The organism is Hyphomonas oceanitis, assembly GCF_036964545.1.
In the GTDB taxonomy this organism is placed as follows: domain Bacteria; phylum Pseudomonadota; class Alphaproteobacteria; order Caulobacterales; family Hyphomonadaceae; genus Hyphomonas; species Hyphomonas oceanitis.
The window spans coordinates 526,493-545,458 of record NZ_JBALTL010000002.1; the positions used below are offsets into that span (position 1 = coordinate 526,493).

The following is an 18,966-nucleotide window of genomic DNA, read 5'->3' on the forward strand; positions in this document are numbered from 1 at the left end:
CTCAAATCGTACCAAGTGTACAAATCGCACCGTGACGCCGGGTGAGTGCAAAACCGCCAATTCGTTAACAAGCACCCGCTCGGCGTTTACCATTTCGGAACGATCCGTTCCGTTATCCCCCAATCGCATCAGGCGATTCTACGGTAAACACCAATGGATACCATTGATTTTCAGGTGGTGTACGTAGCGTACCATTTATGTGCCCTCCGTCCCTTGCATTAAATGGGCGTTAACGGCACATGGGGTATGGGGCTGTGTATAGAATTGCACAATTGTAACGGACCGGGGGTTCGTTGCGCATCAGAAAGAGCTCGTAGACGTCATGATTGGTAGCCTTCTCGGCATGTTGTCCACGGACATGGCCATCGACCTCGGCACAGCGAATACGCTGGTCTATGTGAAAGGCCAGGGCGTAAAGCTCGATGAACCTTCGGTCGTTGCCTACATGACCCAAGGCGGCCGCAAGATCGTCTACGCGGTTGGCGAGCAAGCCAAGAACATGCTCGGCAAGACGCCGGTGAACATGGAAGCCATCCGCCCGATGCGGGATGGCGTGATCGCCGATTTCGAAGTCGCCGAGGAAATGATCAAGCACTTCATCCGGAAGGTTCATAACCGCCGGGCGTTCGTGTCTCCCCTCATCATCATCTGCGTGCCCAGCTCCGCGACCAGCGTCGAGCGTCGCGCCATCCACCAGTCGGCCCTTGCCGCTGGTGCCCGTGAAGTCCAGCTGATCGAAGAGCCCATGGCAGCCGCAATCGGCGCTGGTCTTCCGATTGATGAGCCAGCCGGCTCGATGGTCGTTGATATCGGCGGCGGCACGTCTGAAGTGGCAGTTCTCTCCCTTGGCGGCATCGTCTATTCGCGCTCCGTGCGCGTCGGCGGCGACAAGATGGACCAGGCCATCGTCAACTATCTGCGCCGCGAGCAGAAAATCCTGATCGGCGAAATGTCCGCCGAACGGATCAAGAAAGAGATCGGCACAGCCATGGCGCCCGAGAACGGCACCGGCATGGCCCTGACGGTTCGTGGCCGCGGTACGCTGGACGGCGTGCCGAAGGAAACCGAGATCACCGAGGCCATGATTGCCGAAGCGCTCAGCGAGCCGGTGAACGACATTATCGACGCCGTGAAGATCGCGCTCGAAGCCATGCCGCCAGAACTGGCTGCTGACATCGTTGACCGTGGCATCGTGCTGACAGGCGGCGGTGCCCTCCTGCGCAACCTCGACACGGTCATCCGTGAACAGGCGCAATTGCCTGTGATGATTGCAGATGATCCGCTGAAATGCGTCGTGAATGGCTGCGGTTATGTGCTAGAAAACTACTCGAAAATGAAAACGGTCCTGTCTCCGGAAGTCTAGGGAAACGGGCAGAAAAAACGGCAAGGAAACAGGGCGAATGGCGCGCCTAAGCCGATCAGGACAAAAACCGAAGCAGCGCTCAGCCAAGCGACTGATTCTCTTTGTCTTGATTTTCGGCGCCGGCGCCCTCGTCGTGGCCCAGTCCGCCCCGCAAATCCGCCACATCTTCGATCCTGTCCGCACAGTGGCTGGCGACCAGCTTGGCGGCGGCGACAGTATCAGCCTCTGGGCCCGCATGACCGGTCAGGTCGCCCGCGAGCGGCGCATCAAGGATCTCGAAGCAGAAGTGCGCGAACTCTCGCGCTACAAGGCTGCGGCCATTTCCATGGCCGAGCGCCTCGAAGCCTATGAGCAAATTCTGAACCTGATGGGCGAGCCCCCCGTGCGCGGCGTCACGGCGCGTGTCACCGCCGAGAGCGACGGTCCCTTTGCCCAGACGCTGCTGGCCAATGCCGGCCGCGCGCAGGGCGTTGATCCCGGCGCCATAGCCCTCAATGAAGGCGGTCTTGTCGGCCGGGTCATCCAGCTTGGCGAGCATTCCTCGCGCATCCTCCTGATTACAGACTTCAACAGCCGCGTACCTGTCATGGGCGAAGTCAGCGGCGTGCGCGCCATCCTGTACGGTGGCCGCGACGGCCTCGGCAGCCTGACCGACATGCCGGAGCGTAGCGGCTTTATCGAAGGTGAACGCATTCTCACGTCTGCCGAAGGCGGGGCCTTTCCGCGCGGCCTGATCGTCGGTGAGGCCCGTATGCAGGGCGGCGACTGGCGCGTGAAATATGGCATGGCACGCCGCGCAGGCGGGTATGTCCAGATGATCCCGCCGCCGCTGATCGAGACGCCCATTGCGATCGAGGAAATCCCGGCCTCCGATGAAGCGGCGCCGGAACAGGCGAGCGCTGCCCAGGGGGTGCGCCAGTAATGGCTAACCGCAAATCCGGCCGGCCGCGCAAGAGCATATGGTCCAGTACGGGGCCAACCCCGCGCCTGCTTTTCGGCGCCTTTGCCATTGCCGCCATTGGCCTGCTCGGCCTCACCCCCAAGACACTGTTCGGTCTGTCCATTGCGTGGCCCTATGCGGCCCTCTGGGGGGCTGTTGGCTGGGGCCGCGTTGGCATGTCATTGCGCCCCATGGTCCTGCTCATCGCCTTCGGTCTGATCCAGGATATCAGCTTCAATGCGCCGCTCGGCTGCTTCGTCATCGTGAACCTCGTGGTGTACGGTTTCAGCGCCTGGATCGCTGGCATGTTCGATGTGATGAACGAACCGCTGGTCGCCGTTATCGCGCCAATCCTGCAATTCATTTCCGGTTTCCTCGTCCTGTGGCTGATGGCCAGCGCGCTTGAGGATCATGCCGTGCGTGCGACACCGCTGTTCGCCGCCTTCCTCACCACAGGCGTCATCTACGCCGCCTGTCATCGCCTGTTCGACCTTGGCCGCGCGCCCGGGGAATCCGTGGGGCAGGCGACATGAGCCGTAACCGCAGCATTGAGGATGATTTCACGCGCCGCATGATCATTGCGGCAGGCGCAGGCGGTGTCGTCTGGGCCGGTCTCGTCGCACGTCTCTTCCAGCTTCAGGTGCTTGAGCGCGAGAAATACCAGGCCGCTGCCGAGGACAACCATATCAAGCTGGCGCTTGCGCCGCCGCAGCGGGGGCGCATCCTGGACCGGTTCGGCAAGCCGCTCGCCTCGCATCGCCGTGCAGGCCGCGTTTCCATCGTGCCCGAACAGACACGCGATCCGGCTGGCACGCTCGCGCAGGTCGCTGCCCTGATCGACCTGTCGGACGAGCGCATCGAGCGGCTGGCTGGCGAGATCACCGCCGGGCGTCGCCGCAATGCAGGCTTCGTCCCGATCATTGTCGCCAACGAACTCACCTATGAAGACTTTGCGCGCATGAACGTGCATGCCGCCGAGATCCCCGGCGTGCAGGTCGAGATGGCGCTGACGCGGTCCTATCCGCGCGGCCGCGACTTTGCCCACGTGCTCGGCTATGTCGCCCGCGCCAGCCAGGACGATCTGGAACGCCTGTCCGTCGGCATGGAAGCCGACGAAGCCAAGCGTCTCGAGAAACTGTTCCGCCATCCCGACATGCGCACCGGTCGGCAGGGCATGGAGCGGTTCGCCGAGGAATACCTGCGCGGCAAGCCGGGCTTCCGCAAACTGGTCACCAATGCCCACGGCCGCGTCATTGAGGAAATCCCGGACGAGCGGTTCGCGCCCGTTCCCGGCAAGGACCTCTACATCACCATCGATTCCGATCTCCAGCGCGCCGTCATCGAGCGCTTTGGCGAGGAGAGCGGCGCCGCGGTGATGATCCAGGTCGATACCGGCGACGTCCTCGCCATGGTCTCGACGCCCGCCTTCGACCCGAATGATTTCGTCAACGGCATTTCCGGCACGGCCTATGCCGAACTGCGCGACAATCCGCAATCGCCGCTCTATCCGCGCGCGCATGGCGGCGTCTATCCGCCGGGCTCCACATTCAAGATGGTCGTCGCCACGGCCGCGCTCGAATCCGGCGCCGTGAAGCCCACCGACCGCGTCAACTGCAATGGCTATTACCGTTTCGGCAACCGCACCTGGCACTGCTGGAAGAAAGGCGGCCACGGCTCGATGGACATGCACAATGGCATCAAGCACTCGTGCGACGTCTATTTCTACGACATTGCCCGCCGCACCGGCGTCGAGGCGATTGCAGCCGCAGCGCGCAAGTTCGGCTTCGGCGAGGCCTGGACGCTCGGCATGACCGGCGCGCGCGGCGGACTCGTGCCCGACCCTGAATGGAAACAACGGGCCATGGGCGAACCCTGGTATGAAGGCGAGACACTGAACTTCGGTATCGGCCAGGGCCAGCTCGGCGTCACGCCCCTGCAACTTTCCCTGATGACGGCCCGTATCGCCGCCGAAGGGCGCAGCCTTAAACCCCATCTTGTCGGCCTCGGCCCGCAATCGGGCGATGATGGCGTCCTCGACCAGCCGCTCGACAAGGACATTATCGATATCATGCGCTCGGGCATGTATGGCGTGACCTCGGAAGGCGGCGGCACGGCCTATCGCTCGGGCGATCTTGGCCTTGGGGGTCCCCGCATGGCCGGCAAGTCCGGTACCGCGCAGGTCCGCCGCATCTCGAAGGCCGAGCGCGACAAGGGCATCCGCAAGGGCCTCAATATCGAGCGCGAGCTGCGCGACCACGCGCTCTTCGTCGCCTATGCGCCAGCCGACAATCCGAAATATGCCTGCGCTGTCGTGGTCGAACATGGTGAGAGTGGCTCGGGCGCCGCTGCGCCCATGGCACGCGACATCCTTCGTTTTGCCATCGAGAATGATAGCGGCCGCAAGCCCGCCTATGGCCAGACGGCCTCCGTCACGCCAGCAGGGCAGGGGGAGCCGACATGAGCCGCGACGGCTATACCGGCTTCAGCCGGGGCGAGGCGCGCACCCGCACGGCCAAATCGCTGAACTTCGAGACAATGGGTCCGCTGCGCCGGCTTGCGAAACTGCCATGGGGCTTCATCCTGCTGATCATCGCCATGGCGCTCACCGGCGTCGCGATGCTCTATTCCTCCGCCTACACCAATCCGAACGAGCATAATCTCTGGTATCTCCAGCTCACGCGCTTTGGCATTTCCTTCGTCATGATGCTCGTGCTGGCCATGCTACCGCTCTCCTGGTGGCGCACGCTCGCGCTTCCGGCCTATGCCTTCACGATACTCCTGCTCGTCCTTGTGCTCGTGATGGGCTTCAGCGGTGGCGGTGCCCAGCGCTGGCTCCAGATCGGGCCGATCGGCGTCCAGCCATCCGAGTTCGCCAAGCTTGCCACGACCATGGCGCTCGCCTGGTACTATGACCGCGTCATCACGCCCACATCGGGCCGCATCCTCATCCACATCGGCGCCCTCTGCATCATGCTCATCCCGGCGGCCCTGATCTTCAAGCAGCCGGATTTCGGCACCACGCTCGCCCTGATCGCATCCGGCGGGGTGGTCATCTTCCTCGCGGGCCTGTCGATGCGGGTCATCCTTGTCGGCATGCTCGCAGGTATTGCATCGGTGCCCGGCATCTATTTCGTCCTCGCCGACTACCAGCGCGAGCGTGTCGATACATTTCTCGCCCAGATGTCTGGCCACGCCACCAACGCGCTCGGTGAAAGCTACCAGATCGAGCAAGGCCTGATCGCCATTGGCGGTGGCGGCGTGAACGGCAAGGGCTGGCTTCAGGGCATCCAGTCCCAGCAGGATTATGTGCCCGAACAGCATACCGACTTCATCCTCACCGTGATCGGCGAGGAATTCGGCTTCATCGGCACGACCGCCCTGCTGCTCGGCTTTGCCGTCATCCTCGGCTGGTCCTTCTATTCCGCGTCGCAATCACACAGCTGGTTTGGTCGGCTCGCTTCGGCGGGCGCGGCCGCGACAGTCGCCTTCTATATTGTGTTCAATGTCGGCATGGTTATCGGCCTCCTGCCGGTGGTCGGCATGCCGCTCCCGCTCATTTCCTATGGCGGCACGGCCATGCTCACGACGATGGCCTGTTTCGGGCTCATCCTGTCAGCGCATATGCACAGGGACGAAAAGCTCTCCTCGACGGGCATCATTTGACCCGCTAACAGACCCTGCAATTGATTTTCATGCCGCGGCCGCTAGGTTCGCGCGAAACAAATTACCCCGGGGAGAGGGCATATGGCAGGCATTGGCCGCAAGACAGACAAGTGGGGCTCGCGCTTCGGATTCATCATGGCGGCCGTTGGCTCGTCAGTCGGTCTCGGCAATTTCTGGCGCTTTCCCTATACGGCGGGCGAAGAGGGCGGCGGCGCCTTCATCCTGATCTACATGATGTGCGTCCTGCTCATCGGCCTGCCGCTCCTGATGGCGGAATACGCCATGGGCCGGAAATCCGGCATGTCGGCCGTCGAGGGCATCCAGTCGCTTGCCCGCGCTGAAAGCCGCAGCCAGAACTGGGGCATAGCGCCATGGATCGGCACGCTCACGGCCTTTTTTATCCTCTCCTTCTATGTCGTTATCTCCGCTTGGCTGATCGCGTTCCTTATCCAGTCCTTCGGCGGTTTCGACGGCATGGACGCGGCGGCCTCCGGCCAGAACTTCGCTGACACGATTGGGCAGGGCGAACATCCGCTGCGGTCGAAATGGTACATTCTCTTCCTGCTGGCCTGCTTCATTGGCGCGAACGCCTTCGTCGTCGGGCGTGGCATCAAGGGCGGCATCGAAAAGGCCTCATCCATCCTGATGCCAGCCTTCTTCGTCATGCTGATCGTCGTGGTCGGCTTCTCGGTCACCAATGGGGATACGGCCCGCGCGGCAGCTTTCATCCTCCAGCCAAAATGGGAAGATGTCGGCTTCGGCACATTCCTCGCCGGCATCGGCCAGGCCTTCTTCTCCATCGGTGTCGGCGTTGGTCTGATGATCACCTATGGCGCCTATCTGTCCAAGGATACCGACATCACCCGTTCGTCGCTCATCGTCGTCGGCTCCGACACGCTGGTCGCGCTGATCGCAGGCTTTGCCATTTTCCCGATCGTCTTCGCCGCAGGCCTCGACCCGGCAGGCGGCCCCAGCCTCTTCTTCATCTCGATGCCGGTGGCGTTCGGTGCCATTCCGGGCGGCGCGATCTTCGCCTCGGTCTTCTTCGCGCTTGCGCTTTTTGCGGCCTTCACCTCGTCCATCTCGCTGATGGAAGTCGGCGTCTCCTGGCTTGAAGAACGCCAGGGCGTCACGCGCCTCGGCGCAGCATGCGGCATGGGCTTTGCCCTGTTCATGATCGGCGCCGCCTATGTCTTCTCGCTCGAATATCTCGACTTCATGGACTTCATGACCGAAGGCCTGTTGCTGCCGCTCGGCGGCCTGCTGACGGTCATCTTCGCGGGCTGGGTGCTCAGCCGCGAGATGCTGACCTCGGAGCTTGGCGAAGGCACGGTGATGAACCTCTGGCGCTTCGTGATGCGCTGGTTCGTGCCGCCCTTTGTCGGCATCATCCTGATCTTCGGCTTCATGGACAAGATCCAGGACCAGTACCACGTGCCGCTGCCCGGTGCGCTGACCGTCCTCCTCGGCCCCAACTGGGTCCCGCCGGTCGAATAGTGGCGTTGCACCCCTTATCCTCCCCTGCGCAGCGGGGGAGGTGTCTGGCCGCGCAGCGGCCAGACGGAGGGGGACTTATCCAACCTCAATCGACCCCGGCGTATAATGCGCCCGATGCCAGAGTTTACCCTCTTCCGCCCCATGCCGGGCCTGCCTTGGTACTTGCTGCCAATCTGGCCGCTGATCTATTTGCGGATCCAGCGCCTGCGCGCATGGTTCAAGGCAAATGGCGGCCCCGGCTCGCAGATGCTCTGGGCGGTTACAAGCCATGGCCGCGTGGATCTGGTCTTTCTGTCCGACGACATGACCGGGCATCCTTCGGGCAGTTTCCGGGCTCCGGTCTCGGATCGGCTCGCTCACGCACTCGCAGGGGAAGACCTGCTTTCTCGTCCCGTCCGGCTTTCCCAGCGCACGCTGGGATCCAGTCCGGCAGGTGCAAGTCTCTGCGGCTCTGGGCCCCAGCTTTCGCTGGGGATACGGCTCTTTGTGGAAAAACTGGGCCCAATCCCGGACACCTGACCCGGAACTCAAACTCCGAAAACCAGACAACACCCCCAAGCGCCCTCACAGGCGTCGCTGGCGCATCAGCCCTTTTTTGTCGGCCGGAACATCTCGGCCAGATCATCCGTGGCCTGTATGAGGTGGTCGACAATGCCCGGCTCCATCGAGGAGTGACCCGCATCAGGAATGATGTGCAGTTGCGCTTTCGGCCACGCCTTGGACAGCGCCCAGGCCGTCGATAGCGGCGTCACCACGTCATAGCGCCCGTGCACGATCATGCCCGGCACATCCTTCAGCTTGCGCTCGCATTCTTCCAGCAACCAGGAATCATGCGCGAAGAAACCACGATTGACGAAATAGTGGCACTCGATCCGCGCAAAGGCATCAACGAACTCATCCTCGTTGAAGCGTGGCGGCGTTGTCACCGGGCCTTTGATGGAGAGCGTCTCGCCCTCCCAGCGGGCCCAGGCGCGGGCCGCTTCGATACGGGCATTCTTGTCGCTGCCGATCAGGCGTTTGTGGAAAGCATTCAGCAGGTCGCCGCGCTCGTCCTCGGGGATCGGCGCGATATAGCGATCATAGGAATCCGGGAACAGGCGGCTCGCGCCCGACTGGTAGAACCAGCTGATCTCGGCCTTCGAAACGAGAAACACACCTCGCAGCACCACGCCCAGCACCCGCTCCGTATGCGTCACGGCATAGGCGAGCGACAGGGTCGAGCCCCACGAGCCGCCGAAAACGACCCATTGGTCGACGCCGACATGCTCGCGCAATGTCTCCATGTCATCGACAAGATCCCAGGTGGTGTTCTCGCGGAGTTCCGAGTGCGGGGTCGAGCGGCCACAACCGCGCTGGTCGAACAGGAAGATGCGATACCGGGCCGGGTCGAAGAAGCGGCGCATCTCGGGGTTCGATCCGCCGCCGGGCCCGCCATGCAGGGCGACGACCGGAATGCCGTCCGGGTTGCCTGATTCTTCCCAGTAAATCTCGTGAATATCCGATACGCGGAGCCGTCCGCTGCGGCGAGAGTCGTGTCGTGGATACAATGTGCGTCGGGTCTGGCGCTTATTCATGCGTTCTTCACTAATTGTCAGCAAGTCTCGGAACTATCACTGGACTTGGCTCTTTACCATTCGTAAGAATTATTACGGGTGGGGACCCGAAATGTGTTTTGAGGTGGCTGTTTGATGCGTAGCGTAGTCCTGAGTTTATCCCTATGCCTTCTTGGCGGTTGCGCAACCGTCTCGATGATGCCGGGGGAAACGACAGTGGAAAGCGGCCTCTCGCACAACCAGTCTGCCCTGCGCAAGGTTTCGGCTGAATATTCTGACAGCGCCGCCGAGCAAGGTTGGGTCGAAGCGTCCGGCGGTCTCGCTGGCTTCGCCGACATGCTGATCAATGGCCGCGGCGACGCGCCAGACGATTATGCCACCCGCATCGGCGCCGCGACAAACGCCCCGGCCATCGTTCTCTCGCGCATCTCTGCCGACAGCGAAGCGGCCCGAACAGGCCTTGCTTCGGTCTCTCAGGAAGCCAAGGCCGTTCTGAACAGCGCCGCTGCTGACGCTGCCACGCGTACAGATGTGATGAGCTATGAACGCGCCCTTGTGCGTGCCCAGACGGCCTATCGCAATTTCCAGAGCGCGCTCAGCACTGTGGCGGCTCGCTCTGACATGGATATGGATACGGCCCCGGTCGATGCCGAACTCTCTGATTTTGCCGATACGATCGATTCCGCCCGCAAGACGGCCGACAAGCTGGCAGACAAATACGCCTCGCTGAACTCGATCGTCGGCTAGCGCCGCACGGCGCTCGCTGCGGCCAGCGCCCATCCCGCCAGGAACGAAACGCCGCCCAGCGGTACGACTGCGCCCAGCCAGCGAGGCGCGCCCAATGCCATCGCATAGAGGCAGCCTGAAAAGATCACCACGCCCAGGATGAACGCCCATCCGGCGCGGCGCAAAAGGTCGGCTTGCACGCTGATCGAAATCGCCAGCGCAGCGGCCGCGTGCACCAGCCCGTAAAGCGTCGCCTTATTCCACCAGTCCAGCGCATCCCCGTTAAGGCTCAGCCCGTGCGCGCCGAATGCGCCGAGCGCGACGGCGGCAAAGCCGGTCAGCGCGGCGGCGAGGCCCAGCCGGTTCATGCGCCAGCTTCCGATTTGCGGGGCAGGGCATAGGTCACGATGGCATGGCTCGCGGCCTTCTCGGCGCCCTCGATACGCACGTCCACATCCATCACGGCCAGCGCCTGGCCGATCTTCATAACGCGCGCGTCAGCGACGACCACGGGGCCGATACAGGGCCGCAGGAAGTTGATGTTCAGATTGCTCGTCACCGTCATCGGCTCGTGTCCCGTCAGCGTCATCACCGCCATATAGGCGACCGTATCGACGAGGCTCATCTGCGTCGGCCCGGAAATATAGCCGCCGGGCCGCAAGTGCGTCTCATCAGCCACCAGCCTTACCACGGCGCGGCCTTTCTCCATCAGCCTCACTTCGCTCCGGTTTCCGGAACTCTTGAATGCGCCCGACAGGAATGTATTGGCCTCTGCCGCCGTCATCTGTGACATCAATTGCGCTACCTCCCTTTGCGTCACCCCTTGATGGGCTGACCTCCATCGTCCACCGTAAACGCGACAGATCACCCGCCAAGAGGTGACCCCAAGGAAGGATATCCCATGCTGAGCGCCGGTGACGAATACCCCATCCACCAGACCCCGGAACCCGTTGCCTATTCCGGTTCCGACCGTAATTTCTATGACCGGTATTTCTTCAACGGCTACAGCGCTGATGGCTCGACTTTCTTTGCCGCTGCCATGGGCGTCTACCCGCACCTGAACATTATAGACGGCGCCGTCTCCATCCTTCGGAATGGCAAGCAGGCCAGCGTCTATCTCTCGCGGCCGCTTAACATGGAGCGCATGGACACGCATGTCGGCCCGCTCTCGGTCGAGGTGATTGAGCCGCTGAAGAAAATCCGCCTGCGCCTTGAGGAAACCGAGGGCCTCGCCCTCGACGTCGAGTTCGAAGGCCGCGCCTTCCCGATTGAAGAGCCGCGCTTCACCCGTCGTCAGGGTCCGCGCATGATGATGGACCTGACGCGCATGACCCAGAACGGTCGCTGGTCCGGCAGCCTGCGCATGGACGGTACCGAGATCGACATCAAGCCGGCCGACTTTACCGGTACGCGCGACCGCTCATGGGGCGTGCGCCCGATCGGCGCGCCGGATGCCCAGCCATTGATCCCGGCACCGCCGCCGCAATTCTACTGGATCTGGACGCCCACCAATTTCCCGAACCTCTCCATGTTCTATCACGTCAATCATGACGAGACAGGCACGCCGTGGAACACACGCGCCGTCATTGTGCCTGATGGCGTAGAGCAGGGCGGTGGTATTCACCTTGCCGATGCCAAGATGAATACGGTTTATACCCCTGGCACCCGCCGCATGCAGAGCGCCCAGCTGGACATGACCGACCCGAGCGGCCGCGCTCACAAGGTCACGTTCGAGCCGATGGGCACCTTCCTTATGAAGGGCATCGGCTATGGCCATGACAAGTATCGCCATGGCGCGTTCCGGGGCGACCAGCTCGCTATTGCACGCGAGGATTTCGAACCGGCCAAGATGCCGTGGCATGTCATCGAGAACCTGCACATACAGGAAATCGTCCGCGCCCGGCATGAAGGGCCAGATGGTCTCGGCTCCGAAGGCATCGGCACATTCGAACAGCTCTTCCTCGGCCCCCACGCGCCGAGCGGATTCAAGGACATCCTCGACCCGGCGAAATAGGGGCCTGGGGCTTTAAGCGTTGAGTGCCTGCCATGACAGCATGGCGAGGGTGATTGCGCGCATGTCGCCCGTCGTCGTGCCCTGCATCAGGTTCATCGCATAGGACATGGTCGTATGCGATTGCATATCGATCAGCGCGAGGGAGCCGCCATAACCGCCCCAGAACATGGAATGCTCATTGAGGGCAGGCGACATCGGACCTGACAGTCCAAAGCCAAGGCCATAACGCACGGGGATGCCGAGGATGAGGTCCGTGCCCTGGATCTGTTCTTCCAGCGCCTTGCGGCAGCCTGCCTCGCTCATAAAGCGCTTGCCGTTGGCCACGCCGCCATTGGCAAGGATGGTGTGGATCGTCGCGACAGACCGCGCATTGCCCGTTCCGCCTGCTGCCGGGATTTCGGCGCCGCGCCAGGCGCGTGTGCGTGTATCGCCGACATCCACGCCGGGATTTCCGCGCGTGAGCTTCAGGACCTCCGTCATGTCCGGGCCAGCCCCGAAGCTGGAATCCGCCGGGGGCTTCAGGTCGGCAACCCGCGCGTCTTCCGAGGCTGGCAGCCCGATATGGAAATCCGCACCCAGTGGCTCGGCAATCTCTTCGCGAAAGAGCGTGCCGATGGTCTTGCCGGCTATGCGGCGGATGACTTCACCCACGAGATAGCCCTGCGTTATGGCATGATAGCCGGGCACGCTGCCCGGTTCCCACAGGGGCGTCTGCGCAGCCAGAAGGCTGGTCGCTTTCTCCCAGTCATAAAGGTCTTCATTCGTCATGGGTTCGCGCCAGGCTGACAGGCCAGCCGAATGGCTCATCAAATGGCTGACCTTGATGTCGGCTTTCCCATTGGCGGCAAATTCCGGCCAGTACTTCGCGACTGGCGCGTCGAAATCGAGTTCGCCACGATCTGCCAGCCAAAGAGCCATCAGCGCCGTCATGGTTTTCGTCGTTGAGTAGACGTTGACGATTGTGTCTTTTTCCCAGGCCCGCGTTTTCTCGACATCGGCATAGCCGCCCCAAAGGTCGACGACCGTTTCGCCGTCCTTCGTCACGCAGAAGGACGCCCCAATGTCCGCGCCGGTGTCCAGATGTGTCTGGAACTGGTCCCGCACACCTTCGAATTTATCGTGCACGAATCCCTGCACCTCGGCTTTCGCCATGCCCATTTCCTCCCGGGTCTGTTGTCGGTGCAAACCCTAAGAGGTCATCTGATCAACGGCAACGGGCAGATCGCCACCTGCTCGCATCGCGTCGCGTAACCCTAGCCCCAAAGCGCCTGCGTCGGCGGATCGACCCAGCCGTCGCGATAGGTGAGGCCGTTCGCGACATCCTCTTTCAGCCAGAGGGGCCCGTCGAGGTCGGCGGCGTCGCAGAGACCCGCGAGCAGCACGGCTGGCGCCATAGAGATGGACCCGGCGACCATACACCCCACCATGACGCCCATGCCGCTGGCCCGGGCAGCGTGCACCATGGCAAGCGCTTCGGTCAGGCCGCCGGTCTTGTCGAGCTTCACGTTCACCGCGTCATAGCGGCGGGCGAGATCCTGTATGTCCGCGCTCGTATGCGCGCTTTCGTCAGCGCAGATAGCAACCGGAGCAGGGCGGCGCACCAGTGCCTCATCATCGGCAGCGGGGAAGGGCTGTTCGATCAGCACGACGCCAAGATCGGCTGCCGCTTTGGAAATGGCGGGGAAGTCAGCCGGAAGCAGCCCTTCATTGGCGTCGACAATCAGACGTGCATCAGGGCGGGCCAGATGCACCGCCTCGATCCGTTTCAGATCTTCCGCGCCTCCGAGTTTCAGCTTGAGGAGACGACCCTGCGTTGTTGTGGCGGCGAGCGCCATGGCCTCCGGCGTGTCGAGGGTCACGGTCACGGCGGTCTCGACAGGTTTAGGTTCCGGCAGCCCTGCCAGTTGCCAGACGGGCGTGCCGCTCATCTTCGCTTCTAGGTCCCACAGCGCGCAGTCCAGCGCGCAACGGGCGGCGCCAGCGGGCATCTGCGTCTGGAGATCATCCCGCGTCAGTCCGCCTTCAATGGCGCCCCGCATTGCTTCGATGGCGCCCATTACGCTCTCGACGGTCTCGCCATAGCGCGCATAGGGAACACACTCGCCCCAGCCGGTAGCGGCGCCCTGCTGCAACCGAACAAGAACAGTGTTGGCCTCGGTCTTCGCCCCGCGGGAAATGGCAAAAGCCACTCTCAGGGGCGATGAGACGCGGGTGATTTCGAGGTGCCGATTGCTCATGCCTTGTCCCGATGGATGAAATTTCATCTATTCCAATGCCCTTGCCTTAAGCATGTTTTGCTAGGCAAGTCAGGTAGTTACACGCTGATGACAGAAACAGTCTCCCCCGAATTCGCGCTTGATGAAAGTGACGAACGCACCGTCCTCCGGCTGACCGGGGACTGGACCGTCCAGCATGTGCAGGACGTCGACGATGCCTTGCGCGCCCTGAACGTCTCCTCTCCCCTCGCCGTGGATGTCTCCGATCTTGGAACGCTTGACACGGCAGGCGCTTTTATCATCGACCGCACATTGCGCGCGGCGGGTTCAGACGAAGACGGCGAACCCGAGATTATTGGCGAGCATGCAAGCGCCGCCCGCCTCATCGCACAGATCCATGCCGTATCCAGCCCCGCGCCAGAGAGCCCGCCGCAGGATGGCAGCATCAGGGCGCTGCTCGACCGGACCGGCCGAACCTTCGTTCATATTGCGGCTGAGAGTATTTCGACTCTGGCCTTTCTCGGTGAAACGCTTGTGACCTGTGCGCGCCTTATCGTGCAGCCGTGGAAACTGCGCTGGACCAGCATCGTCGCTGTGATGGAAGAGTCCGGGCTCGATGCGCTGCCGATCATCACCTTCCTCTCCTTCTTCGTCGGCATGGTCATCGCCTTCATCGGCGCGACCACGCTCAAGAGTTTCGATCTGGAAATCTACACGGTCGAGCTGATCGGATATTCTGAACTGCGTGAATTTGGTGTGGTTCTGACGGGCATCGTTCTGGCGGGCCGCACCAATTCATCTTTCACTGCGCAGATCGGCACGATGAAAATGCGTCAGGAAATCGACGCCATGCAGACACTCGGCCTGAAGCCGATGGAAGTGCTGGTCGTGCCACGCGTGCTGGCCATGCTTATCATGACGCCCGTTCTCGCCTTTGCGGCGACGCTGGCCGGTATTGCCGGCGGCGTGATGGTTGCCTGGCTGTCCCTCGATATCAATCCGGGCGTGTTCATTGTGCGCCTCAGGGATTCCGTGCCGATCGACCAATTCTGGGTCGGCATGTCCAAGGCGCCCGTCTTCGGCCTTGTCTGTGTCCTCATCGCGTGCCGTCAGGGACTTAACGTTGGCGGCAGCGTCCAGTCCCTTGGCCGGGCAACAACAACGTCCGTCGTGCAGGCCCTTTTCTCGATCATTGCCATCGATGCGCTGTTCGCCATCTTCTACATGGAGCTTGGCATATGACCGCCGAGCCGATCATCCGCATCCGCGATCTGGAGACGCGTTTCGGCACGCATACCGTGCACGAGCATCTCGATCTCGACGTCCAGCGCGGCGAAGTGCTTGGCGTGGTCGGGCCGTCCGGTACCGGCAAGTCCGTCCTTCTGCGCGCTATTGTCGGGCTGAAGCAGCCGTCGGCCGGTACGGTCGAAGTCTTTGGCAAAAAGCTTGATACGCTTAGCGATGAAGAGCGCCGTGGCCTTGAGCGCCGCTGGGGCGTGATGTTCCAGGATGGCGCCCTGTTCTCGAACCTTACGGTGCGCGAGAATGTCATGGTGCCCATGAAAGAGCACACGAACCTGGGGCCCAAGCTCAGCGCAGAACTGGCCGACATGAAGATCCGTCTCGCAGGCCTTGAGCCGGACGCTGGCGACAAGTTTCCGTCAGACCTTTCCGGTGGCATGCGCAAACGCGCGGCGCTGGCCCGCGCTCTGGCCCTCGACCCCGAACTTCTGTTCCTTGACGAACCGACCGCCGGTCTCGACCCGATCACGGCGGCCGGCTTCGACACGCTATTGCGCCAGCTGCAACAATCGCTGGGGCTCTCCGTCTTTCTTGTGACCCATGATGTCGATACTTTGAATGCCGTGTGTGACCGGATCGCCGTACTCGGCGAGAAAAAAGTGCTGGCGATTGGAACGATCGACGAACTACGCGCCTTCGATCACCCGTGGGTGCAGGAATATTTTGGCGGCCCGCGTGGCCGTGCCGCTACCGGACACTAGAATGGAGACCGGATATGGAAACGCGCGCTAATTATGCCCTCATCGGCGCCTTTGTGCTGATCGCGGCCTTCGCGGTTGCGGGCTTCGTGATGTGGCTGGGGCAAGCCCAGTTCCGGCAGGACTTCAAGGCCTACGACATCGTATTCGAAGGGCCTGTCTCCCTCGAGGAAGGCTCGGCTGTCCGCTATATCGGCATCAAGGTGGGTGAGGTCTCGACCGTGCGAATTGACCGGGCCGACACGTCCAAGGTTCGCGCCCGTATCCGCATCGACCGCGAAACGCCGGTGCGCAAGGACTCGACCGCCTCAATCCAGCTGGCCGGTATTACAGGCACCACCTTTATCCAGATCACGGCCGGTACGGGCGATCCACTCGAAGCGCGCGCGGGCGAACCTGTTCCCGTCATCAAAGCCGAGCGCACGCAGCTGGACGAGCTCTTTTCAGGCGGCACGGAAGTATTGGGCAACGCCAACCAGGCCATCCAGCGTGTGAACCTCGTCTTCACCGACGAGAACATTGATGCCCTGTCGACCACGCTCAAGAATCTCGAATTGCTCAGCGGCAAGATCGCCCAGGATAATGGCCTCGCCGACAAGGCCTCGGCCACGCTGGACGATGTGTCCAACGCGACGCGCAAGTTCGAAGGCGCGTCCGCTTCGTTTGAGACGCTGAGCAATAACACCAATACGCGCATTGCCGAACTGGCAGATCAACTGGACCTCGTCGTCAGCGATGTACGCAGCATTACAAAGACCGCCAACGAAACCATCGAACAGAGCAACCGGGCCGTCTCTGCGGCGGCTGACGCCATTGAGGGCCCGGCGACGTCTGCTATCGAAGACGCCCGGCTGGCCAGCCAGGACTTGCGCGTTCTGATCAACCGTCTCGACCGCGTCGCCCGCGAGATCGAACGCAATCCCCAGAGCTTCGTCGCTGGCGACCCCATTCCCTATGAAGGAGAGCGCTGATGTTGCGCCGAATTGCTATTACGCTGGCTGCTGCCAGCCTCGCATCATGTGTATCGCTTCTACCGGAGCAAAAGGTTCCTGAGGGGCTCTACCGGTTCGGTCCGACCGAGACGGTGCATCCCATTGATGCCTCTATCATCATTCGGGAGCCGGAAGCCTCGCGCCTTTTCGGTGGTCGCGCCATTGCGTCAGAGGATAGCAGCGGAGCGCTTCGCCTCGTGCCCGGTGTGGAGTGGACCGACAGCGCCACGCGCATGATGCAGATCGCGCTTTTGGATTCCCTCGGCGGCGAGGGCGGTGGTGTCGCTATCGGCTCTGACACCGGCGCGGACGCAGATTTCGAACTGGCCTGGCGCATGTCCGATTTCACGCTGAGTGGAACGACCGCGCGGTGCCGCATTCAGGCGACCCTGCTTGAAGGCCGTTCGCGCAAGATGCTCGCGCAGACCAGTGTCTCAACATCGGCTGTGGCGCAGGGCAGTGATAACGCCTCACGTGCAAAGGCCCTGACCGATGCGGGCAGGGCCTGTGTCAGTGATGTCGCTGCCTTTGTCGCCGAAAAGGCGGTCGCGCCAGAACCGAAGTCCTGACGCGAGCGGCCTTAACCGGCTTTCATCTCGTCGAATGGCAGGTCCTTGTCGACGCGCACGTCCTGGGGCAGGCCCAGCACGCGTTCGGCGATGATGTTCTTCAGTATCTCGTCCGTGCCGCCGGCAATACGCAGGCCAGGGGCCCACATGAAGCTTTGCTGGAAGATGGCGTCACCTGGCATCGTCTCGGTATCATTGATGATGCCGTAATGGTCCTGCATCTCGATGGCCGAGTTGCAGATGTCCTGCAGGTGGTTGGCCGTGATGATCTTGCCGATCGAGTTTTCCGGTCCCGGTGTCTGGCCGCGTGACAGAGCCGTCATGGTACGGAACTTCGTCAGCTTGTAGCCCTGTGCTGCGACATACCAGTCAGCCAGCTTCTCGCGGAAGGCCTGGTCGCCCATGGAACCTGCGTCCTTCGCATATGCCATGATCTCGCCCCAGTCAGGACCCGGCGAGCCGCCGACGGCGAGACGCTCGTTCATGAGCGTCACGAGGGCGACTTTCCAGCCAGCGCCGACTTCGCCGAGTCGGTCGGAGTCAGGAATACGCACGTCCGTGAAGTAGACTTCGTTGAACTCGCGGCCACCGGAAGCCTGGTGGATCGGACGCACTTCGACGCCCTTCTGCTTCATGTTCACGATGAACATGGTCAGGCCCTTGTGCTTGGGCACTTTCGGATTGGTCCGCACGAGCACGATACCGAAGTCGGAATAGTGCGCGCCCGAGGTCCACACTTTCTGGCCATTGATCACCCACTCGTCGCCGTCTTTCACGGCTTTCGTCTTGAGGCCGGCAACGTCAGAGCCTGCAGAAGGTTCGGAGAACAGCTGGCACCAGATCTCCTCGCCCTTCAACGCCTTCTCGACATAGCGTTCCTTGTGCTTGTCTGAGCCGAACGCGATGACGGTTGGCACGCACATGCCGAGGCCGATGGCGAACGGGCCGGTCGGGGCATCATACTTGCCCTCTTCCTGACCCCAGATGACCGATTGCATGGACGTGCCGCCGCGGCCGCCCCATTCTTCGGGCCAGGTGATCTGGGCGAACTTGTTCTCGGCCTTCACCTTCTGCCAGTCCTTGGCGCGCTGCAGCGCGTCCTTGCCGGAACCCGGCCGTGGGCGTGCGCCCGTTTTTGGTTCGAGGTGCTTGTCGAGGAACGCGCGGGCTTCGGCGCGGAACTCTGCTTCTTCCTTCGTGTCGTTGAAGTCCATACTTAATTTCCTCCAGAAATATTTGTTTGCTTTGACGGTTGCGACCACCGGGTCGCCATAATCACTTCCAAATTGCCCTGTCTAAGAAGGGGCAAGATCTGCGCGACACCGCATTGGGCTGGTCGTGACGGATCTCGCATCAAGGACCCTTTTTTATGTTGAACTCTCTCAGGTATCTTTCGGTGGCAGCTTCTGCCTTGTGCATTATGGGTGCGGCTC

The 18,966-nt window shown here is 62.2% G+C and carries 19 protein-coding genes; 13 read left to right on the forward strand and 6 right to left on the reverse strand.

The window, feature by feature from the left end; all coding sequences use genetic code 11:
* Positions 1–322 precede the first annotated feature (322 nt).
* The 7 genes from V7651_RS07500 (at position 323) to V7651_RS07530 (ending at position 7,982) form a co-directional block, all read left to right on the forward strand.
* Positions 323–1,363 (forward strand): rod shape-determining protein, encoded by a 1,041-nt coding sequence (locus tag V7651_RS07500; RefSeq protein WP_034739794.1) that lies wholly within the window; start codon positions 323–325, stop codon positions 1,361–1,363.
* 37 nt (positions 1,364–1,400) lie between these two features.
* Positions 1,401–2,285, forward strand: coding sequence for a rod shape-determining protein MreC (gene mreC / locus V7651_RS07505; protein ID WP_051625048.1), 885 nt, complete (start codon positions 1,401–1,403; stop codon positions 2,283–2,285).
* A complete protein-coding gene (locus tag V7651_RS07510) occupies positions 2,285–2,836 on the forward strand; it encodes a hypothetical protein (protein WP_035541003.1) in 552 nt (183 codons plus the stop codon). The genes mreC and V7651_RS07510 overlap by 1 nt, the downstream gene beginning before the upstream one ends.
* A complete protein-coding gene (gene mrdA, locus V7651_RS07515; protein WP_035541005.1) occupies positions 2,833–4,764 on the forward strand; it encodes a penicillin-binding protein 2 in 1,932 nt (643 codons plus the stop codon). Before V7651_RS07510 ends, mrdA begins: the two co-directional genes overlap by 4 nt.
* The gene (gene rodA / locus V7651_RS07520) at positions 4,761–5,966 is read left to right on the forward strand and encodes a rod shape-determining protein RodA (protein WP_241767081.1); all 1,206 of its coding nucleotides are present in this window, start codon (positions 4,761–4,763) and stop codon (positions 5,964–5,966) included. The genes mrdA and rodA overlap by 4 nt, the downstream gene beginning before the upstream one ends.
* Before the next feature lie 81 nt (positions 5,967–6,047).
* Positions 6,048–7,463, forward strand: coding sequence for a sodium-dependent transporter (locus V7651_RS07525; protein WP_335612768.1), 1,416 nt, complete (start codon positions 6,048–6,050; stop codon positions 7,461–7,463).
* Positions 7,464–7,577: 114 nt separating this feature from the next.
* On the forward strand, positions 7,578–7,982 hold the full coding sequence (locus V7651_RS07530) for a hypothetical protein (RefSeq protein WP_335612769.1): 405 nt from the start codon (positions 7,578–7,580) through the stop codon (positions 7,980–7,982).
* A gap of 65 nt (positions 7,983–8,047) precedes the next feature.
* On the opposite strand, the gene pip is transcribed toward V7651_RS07530, so the two are convergent.
* Positions 8,048–9,037, reverse strand: a complete 990-nt coding sequence (gene pip / locus V7651_RS07535; protein ID WP_335612770.1) for a prolyl aminopeptidase — start codon at positions 9,035–9,037, stop codon at positions 8,048–8,050.
* A gap of 114 nt (positions 9,038–9,151) precedes the next feature.
* On the opposite strand from pip, the gene V7651_RS07540 reads away from it, so the two are divergent.
* Complete coding sequence (locus V7651_RS07540; protein WP_156950377.1) at positions 9,152–9,763, forward strand: hypothetical protein; 612 nt, start codon at positions 9,152–9,154, stop codon at positions 9,761–9,763.
* Here the strand turns inward: V7651_RS07540 and V7651_RS07545 are convergent.
* Positions 9,760–10,110, reverse strand: coding sequence for a DUF423 domain-containing protein (locus V7651_RS07545; RefSeq protein ID WP_335612771.1), 351 nt, complete (start codon positions 10,108–10,110; stop codon positions 9,760–9,762). The genes V7651_RS07540 and V7651_RS07545 overlap by 4 nt on opposite strands.
* Entirely contained in the window at positions 10,107–10,535 is a 429-nt protein-coding gene (locus tag V7651_RS07550) for a PaaI family thioesterase (RefSeq protein WP_335612772.1), read from the reverse strand. Before V7651_RS07550 ends, V7651_RS07545 begins: the two co-directional genes overlap by 4 nt.
* Before the next feature lie 108 nt (positions 10,536–10,643).
* On the opposite strand from V7651_RS07550, the gene V7651_RS07555 reads away from it, so the two are divergent.
* Complete coding sequence (locus V7651_RS07555; RefSeq protein ID WP_035536200.1) at positions 10,644–11,756, forward strand: Rv3169 family protein; 1,113 nt, start codon at positions 10,644–10,646, stop codon at positions 11,754–11,756.
* A gap of 12 nt (positions 11,757–11,768) precedes the next feature.
* On the opposite strand, the gene V7651_RS07560 is transcribed toward V7651_RS07555, so the two are convergent.
* Entirely contained in the window at positions 11,769–12,908 is a 1,140-nt protein-coding gene (locus V7651_RS07560) for a serine hydrolase domain-containing protein (protein WP_335612773.1), read from the reverse strand.
* A 101-nt stretch (positions 12,909–13,009) separates the two neighbouring features.
* A complete protein-coding gene (gene dgcA, locus V7651_RS07565; protein ID WP_335612774.1) occupies positions 13,010–13,993 on the reverse strand; it encodes an N-acetyl-D-Glu racemase DgcA in 984 nt (327 codons plus the stop codon).
* A gap of 87 nt (positions 13,994–14,080) precedes the next feature.
* Between dgcA and V7651_RS07570 the strand changes: the two genes are divergently transcribed.
* Genes V7651_RS07570 through V7651_RS07585 form a run of 4 tightly spaced genes read left to right on the forward strand, consistent with a single transcriptional unit; the run spans position 14,081 to position 17,533 of the window.
* On the forward strand, positions 14,081–15,214 hold the full coding sequence (locus V7651_RS07570; RefSeq protein ID WP_335612775.1) for an ABC transporter permease: 1,134 nt from the start codon (positions 14,081–14,083) through the stop codon (positions 15,212–15,214).
* Positions 15,211–15,975 (forward strand): ABC transporter ATP-binding protein, encoded by a 765-nt coding sequence (locus tag V7651_RS07575; RefSeq protein WP_035536190.1) that lies wholly within the window; start codon positions 15,211–15,213, stop codon positions 15,973–15,975. The genes V7651_RS07570 and V7651_RS07575 overlap by 4 nt, the downstream gene beginning before the upstream one ends.
* Positions 15,976–15,989: 14 nt before the next feature.
* Entirely contained in the window at positions 15,990–16,943 is a 954-nt protein-coding gene (locus V7651_RS07580) for an MlaD family protein (RefSeq protein WP_335612776.1), read from the forward strand.
* Complete coding sequence (locus tag V7651_RS07585; RefSeq protein ID WP_035536187.1) at positions 16,943–17,533, forward strand: ABC-type transport auxiliary lipoprotein family protein; 591 nt, start codon at positions 16,943–16,945, stop codon at positions 17,531–17,533. The genes V7651_RS07580 and V7651_RS07585 overlap by 1 nt, the downstream gene beginning before the upstream one ends.
* 11 nt (positions 17,534–17,544) lie before the next feature.
* On the opposite strand, the gene V7651_RS07590 is transcribed toward V7651_RS07585, so the two are convergent.
* Entirely contained in the window at positions 17,545–18,747 is a 1,203-nt protein-coding gene (locus V7651_RS07590; RefSeq protein WP_335590782.1) for an acyl-CoA dehydrogenase family protein, read from the reverse strand.
* Positions 18,748–18,966: the final 219 nt, after the last annotated feature.

What these genes read in the sequence shown, in the direction of transcription:
- V7651_RS07500 (WP_034739794.1), top strand. Translation starts at nt 323, where the DNA reads ATGATTGGTAGCCTTCTCGGCATGTTGTCCACGGACATGGCCATCGAC.
- mreC (WP_051625048.1), top strand. Translation starts at nt 1,401, where the DNA reads ATGGCGCGCCTAAGCCGATCAGGACAAAAACCGAAGCAGCGCTCAGCC.
- V7651_RS07510 (WP_035541003.1), top strand. Translation starts at nt 2,285, where the DNA reads ATGGCTAACCGCAAATCCGGCCGGCCGCGCAAGAGCATATGGTCCAGT.
- mrdA (WP_035541005.1), top strand. Translation starts at nt 2,833, where the DNA reads ATGAGCCGTAACCGCAGCATTGAGGATGATTTCACGCGCCGCATGATC.
- rodA (WP_241767081.1), top strand. Translation starts at nt 4,761, where the DNA reads ATGAGCCGCGACGGCTATACCGGCTTCAGCCGGGGCGAGGCGCGCACC.
- V7651_RS07525 (WP_335612768.1), top strand. Translation starts at nt 6,048, where the DNA reads ATGGCAGGCATTGGCCGCAAGACAGACAAGTGGGGCTCGCGCTTCGGA.
- V7651_RS07530 (WP_335612769.1), top strand. Translation starts at nt 7,578, where the DNA reads ATGCCAGAGTTTACCCTCTTCCGCCCCATGCCGGGCCTGCCTTGGTAC.
- pip (WP_335612770.1), bottom strand. Translation starts at nt 9,037, where the DNA reads ATGAATAAGCGCCAGACCCGACGCACATTGTATCCACGACACGACTCT.
- V7651_RS07540 (WP_156950377.1), top strand. Translation starts at nt 9,152, where the DNA reads ATGCGTAGCGTAGTCCTGAGTTTATCCCTATGCCTTCTTGGCGGTTGC.
- V7651_RS07545 (WP_335612771.1), bottom strand. Translation starts at nt 10,110, where the DNA reads ATGAACCGGCTGGGCCTCGCCGCCGCGCTGACCGGCTTTGCCGCCGTC.
- V7651_RS07550 (WP_335612772.1), bottom strand. Translation starts at nt 10,535, where the DNA reads ATGTCACAGATGACGGCGGCAGAGGCCAATACATTCCTGTCGGGCGCA.
- V7651_RS07555 (WP_035536200.1), top strand. Translation starts at nt 10,644, where the DNA reads ATGCTGAGCGCCGGTGACGAATACCCCATCCACCAGACCCCGGAACCC.
- V7651_RS07560 (WP_335612773.1), bottom strand. Translation starts at nt 12,908, where the DNA reads ATGGCGAAAGCCGAGGTGCAGGGATTCGTGCACGATAAATTCGAAGGT.
- dgcA (WP_335612774.1), bottom strand. Translation starts at nt 13,993, where the DNA reads ATGAGCAATCGGCACCTCGAAATCACCCGCGTCTCATCGCCCCTGAGA.
- V7651_RS07570 (WP_335612775.1), top strand. Translation starts at nt 14,081, where the DNA reads ATGACAGAAACAGTCTCCCCCGAATTCGCGCTTGATGAAAGTGACGAA.
- V7651_RS07575 (WP_035536190.1), top strand. Translation starts at nt 15,211, where the DNA reads ATGACCGCCGAGCCGATCATCCGCATCCGCGATCTGGAGACGCGTTTC.
- V7651_RS07580 (WP_335612776.1), top strand. Translation starts at nt 15,990, where the DNA reads ATGGAAACGCGCGCTAATTATGCCCTCATCGGCGCCTTTGTGCTGATC.
- V7651_RS07585 (WP_035536187.1), top strand. Translation starts at nt 16,943, where the DNA reads ATGTTGCGCCGAATTGCTATTACGCTGGCTGCTGCCAGCCTCGCATCA.
- V7651_RS07590 (WP_335590782.1), bottom strand. Translation starts at nt 18,747, where the DNA reads ATGGACTTCAACGACACGAAGGAAGAAGCAGAGTTCCGCGCCGAAGCC.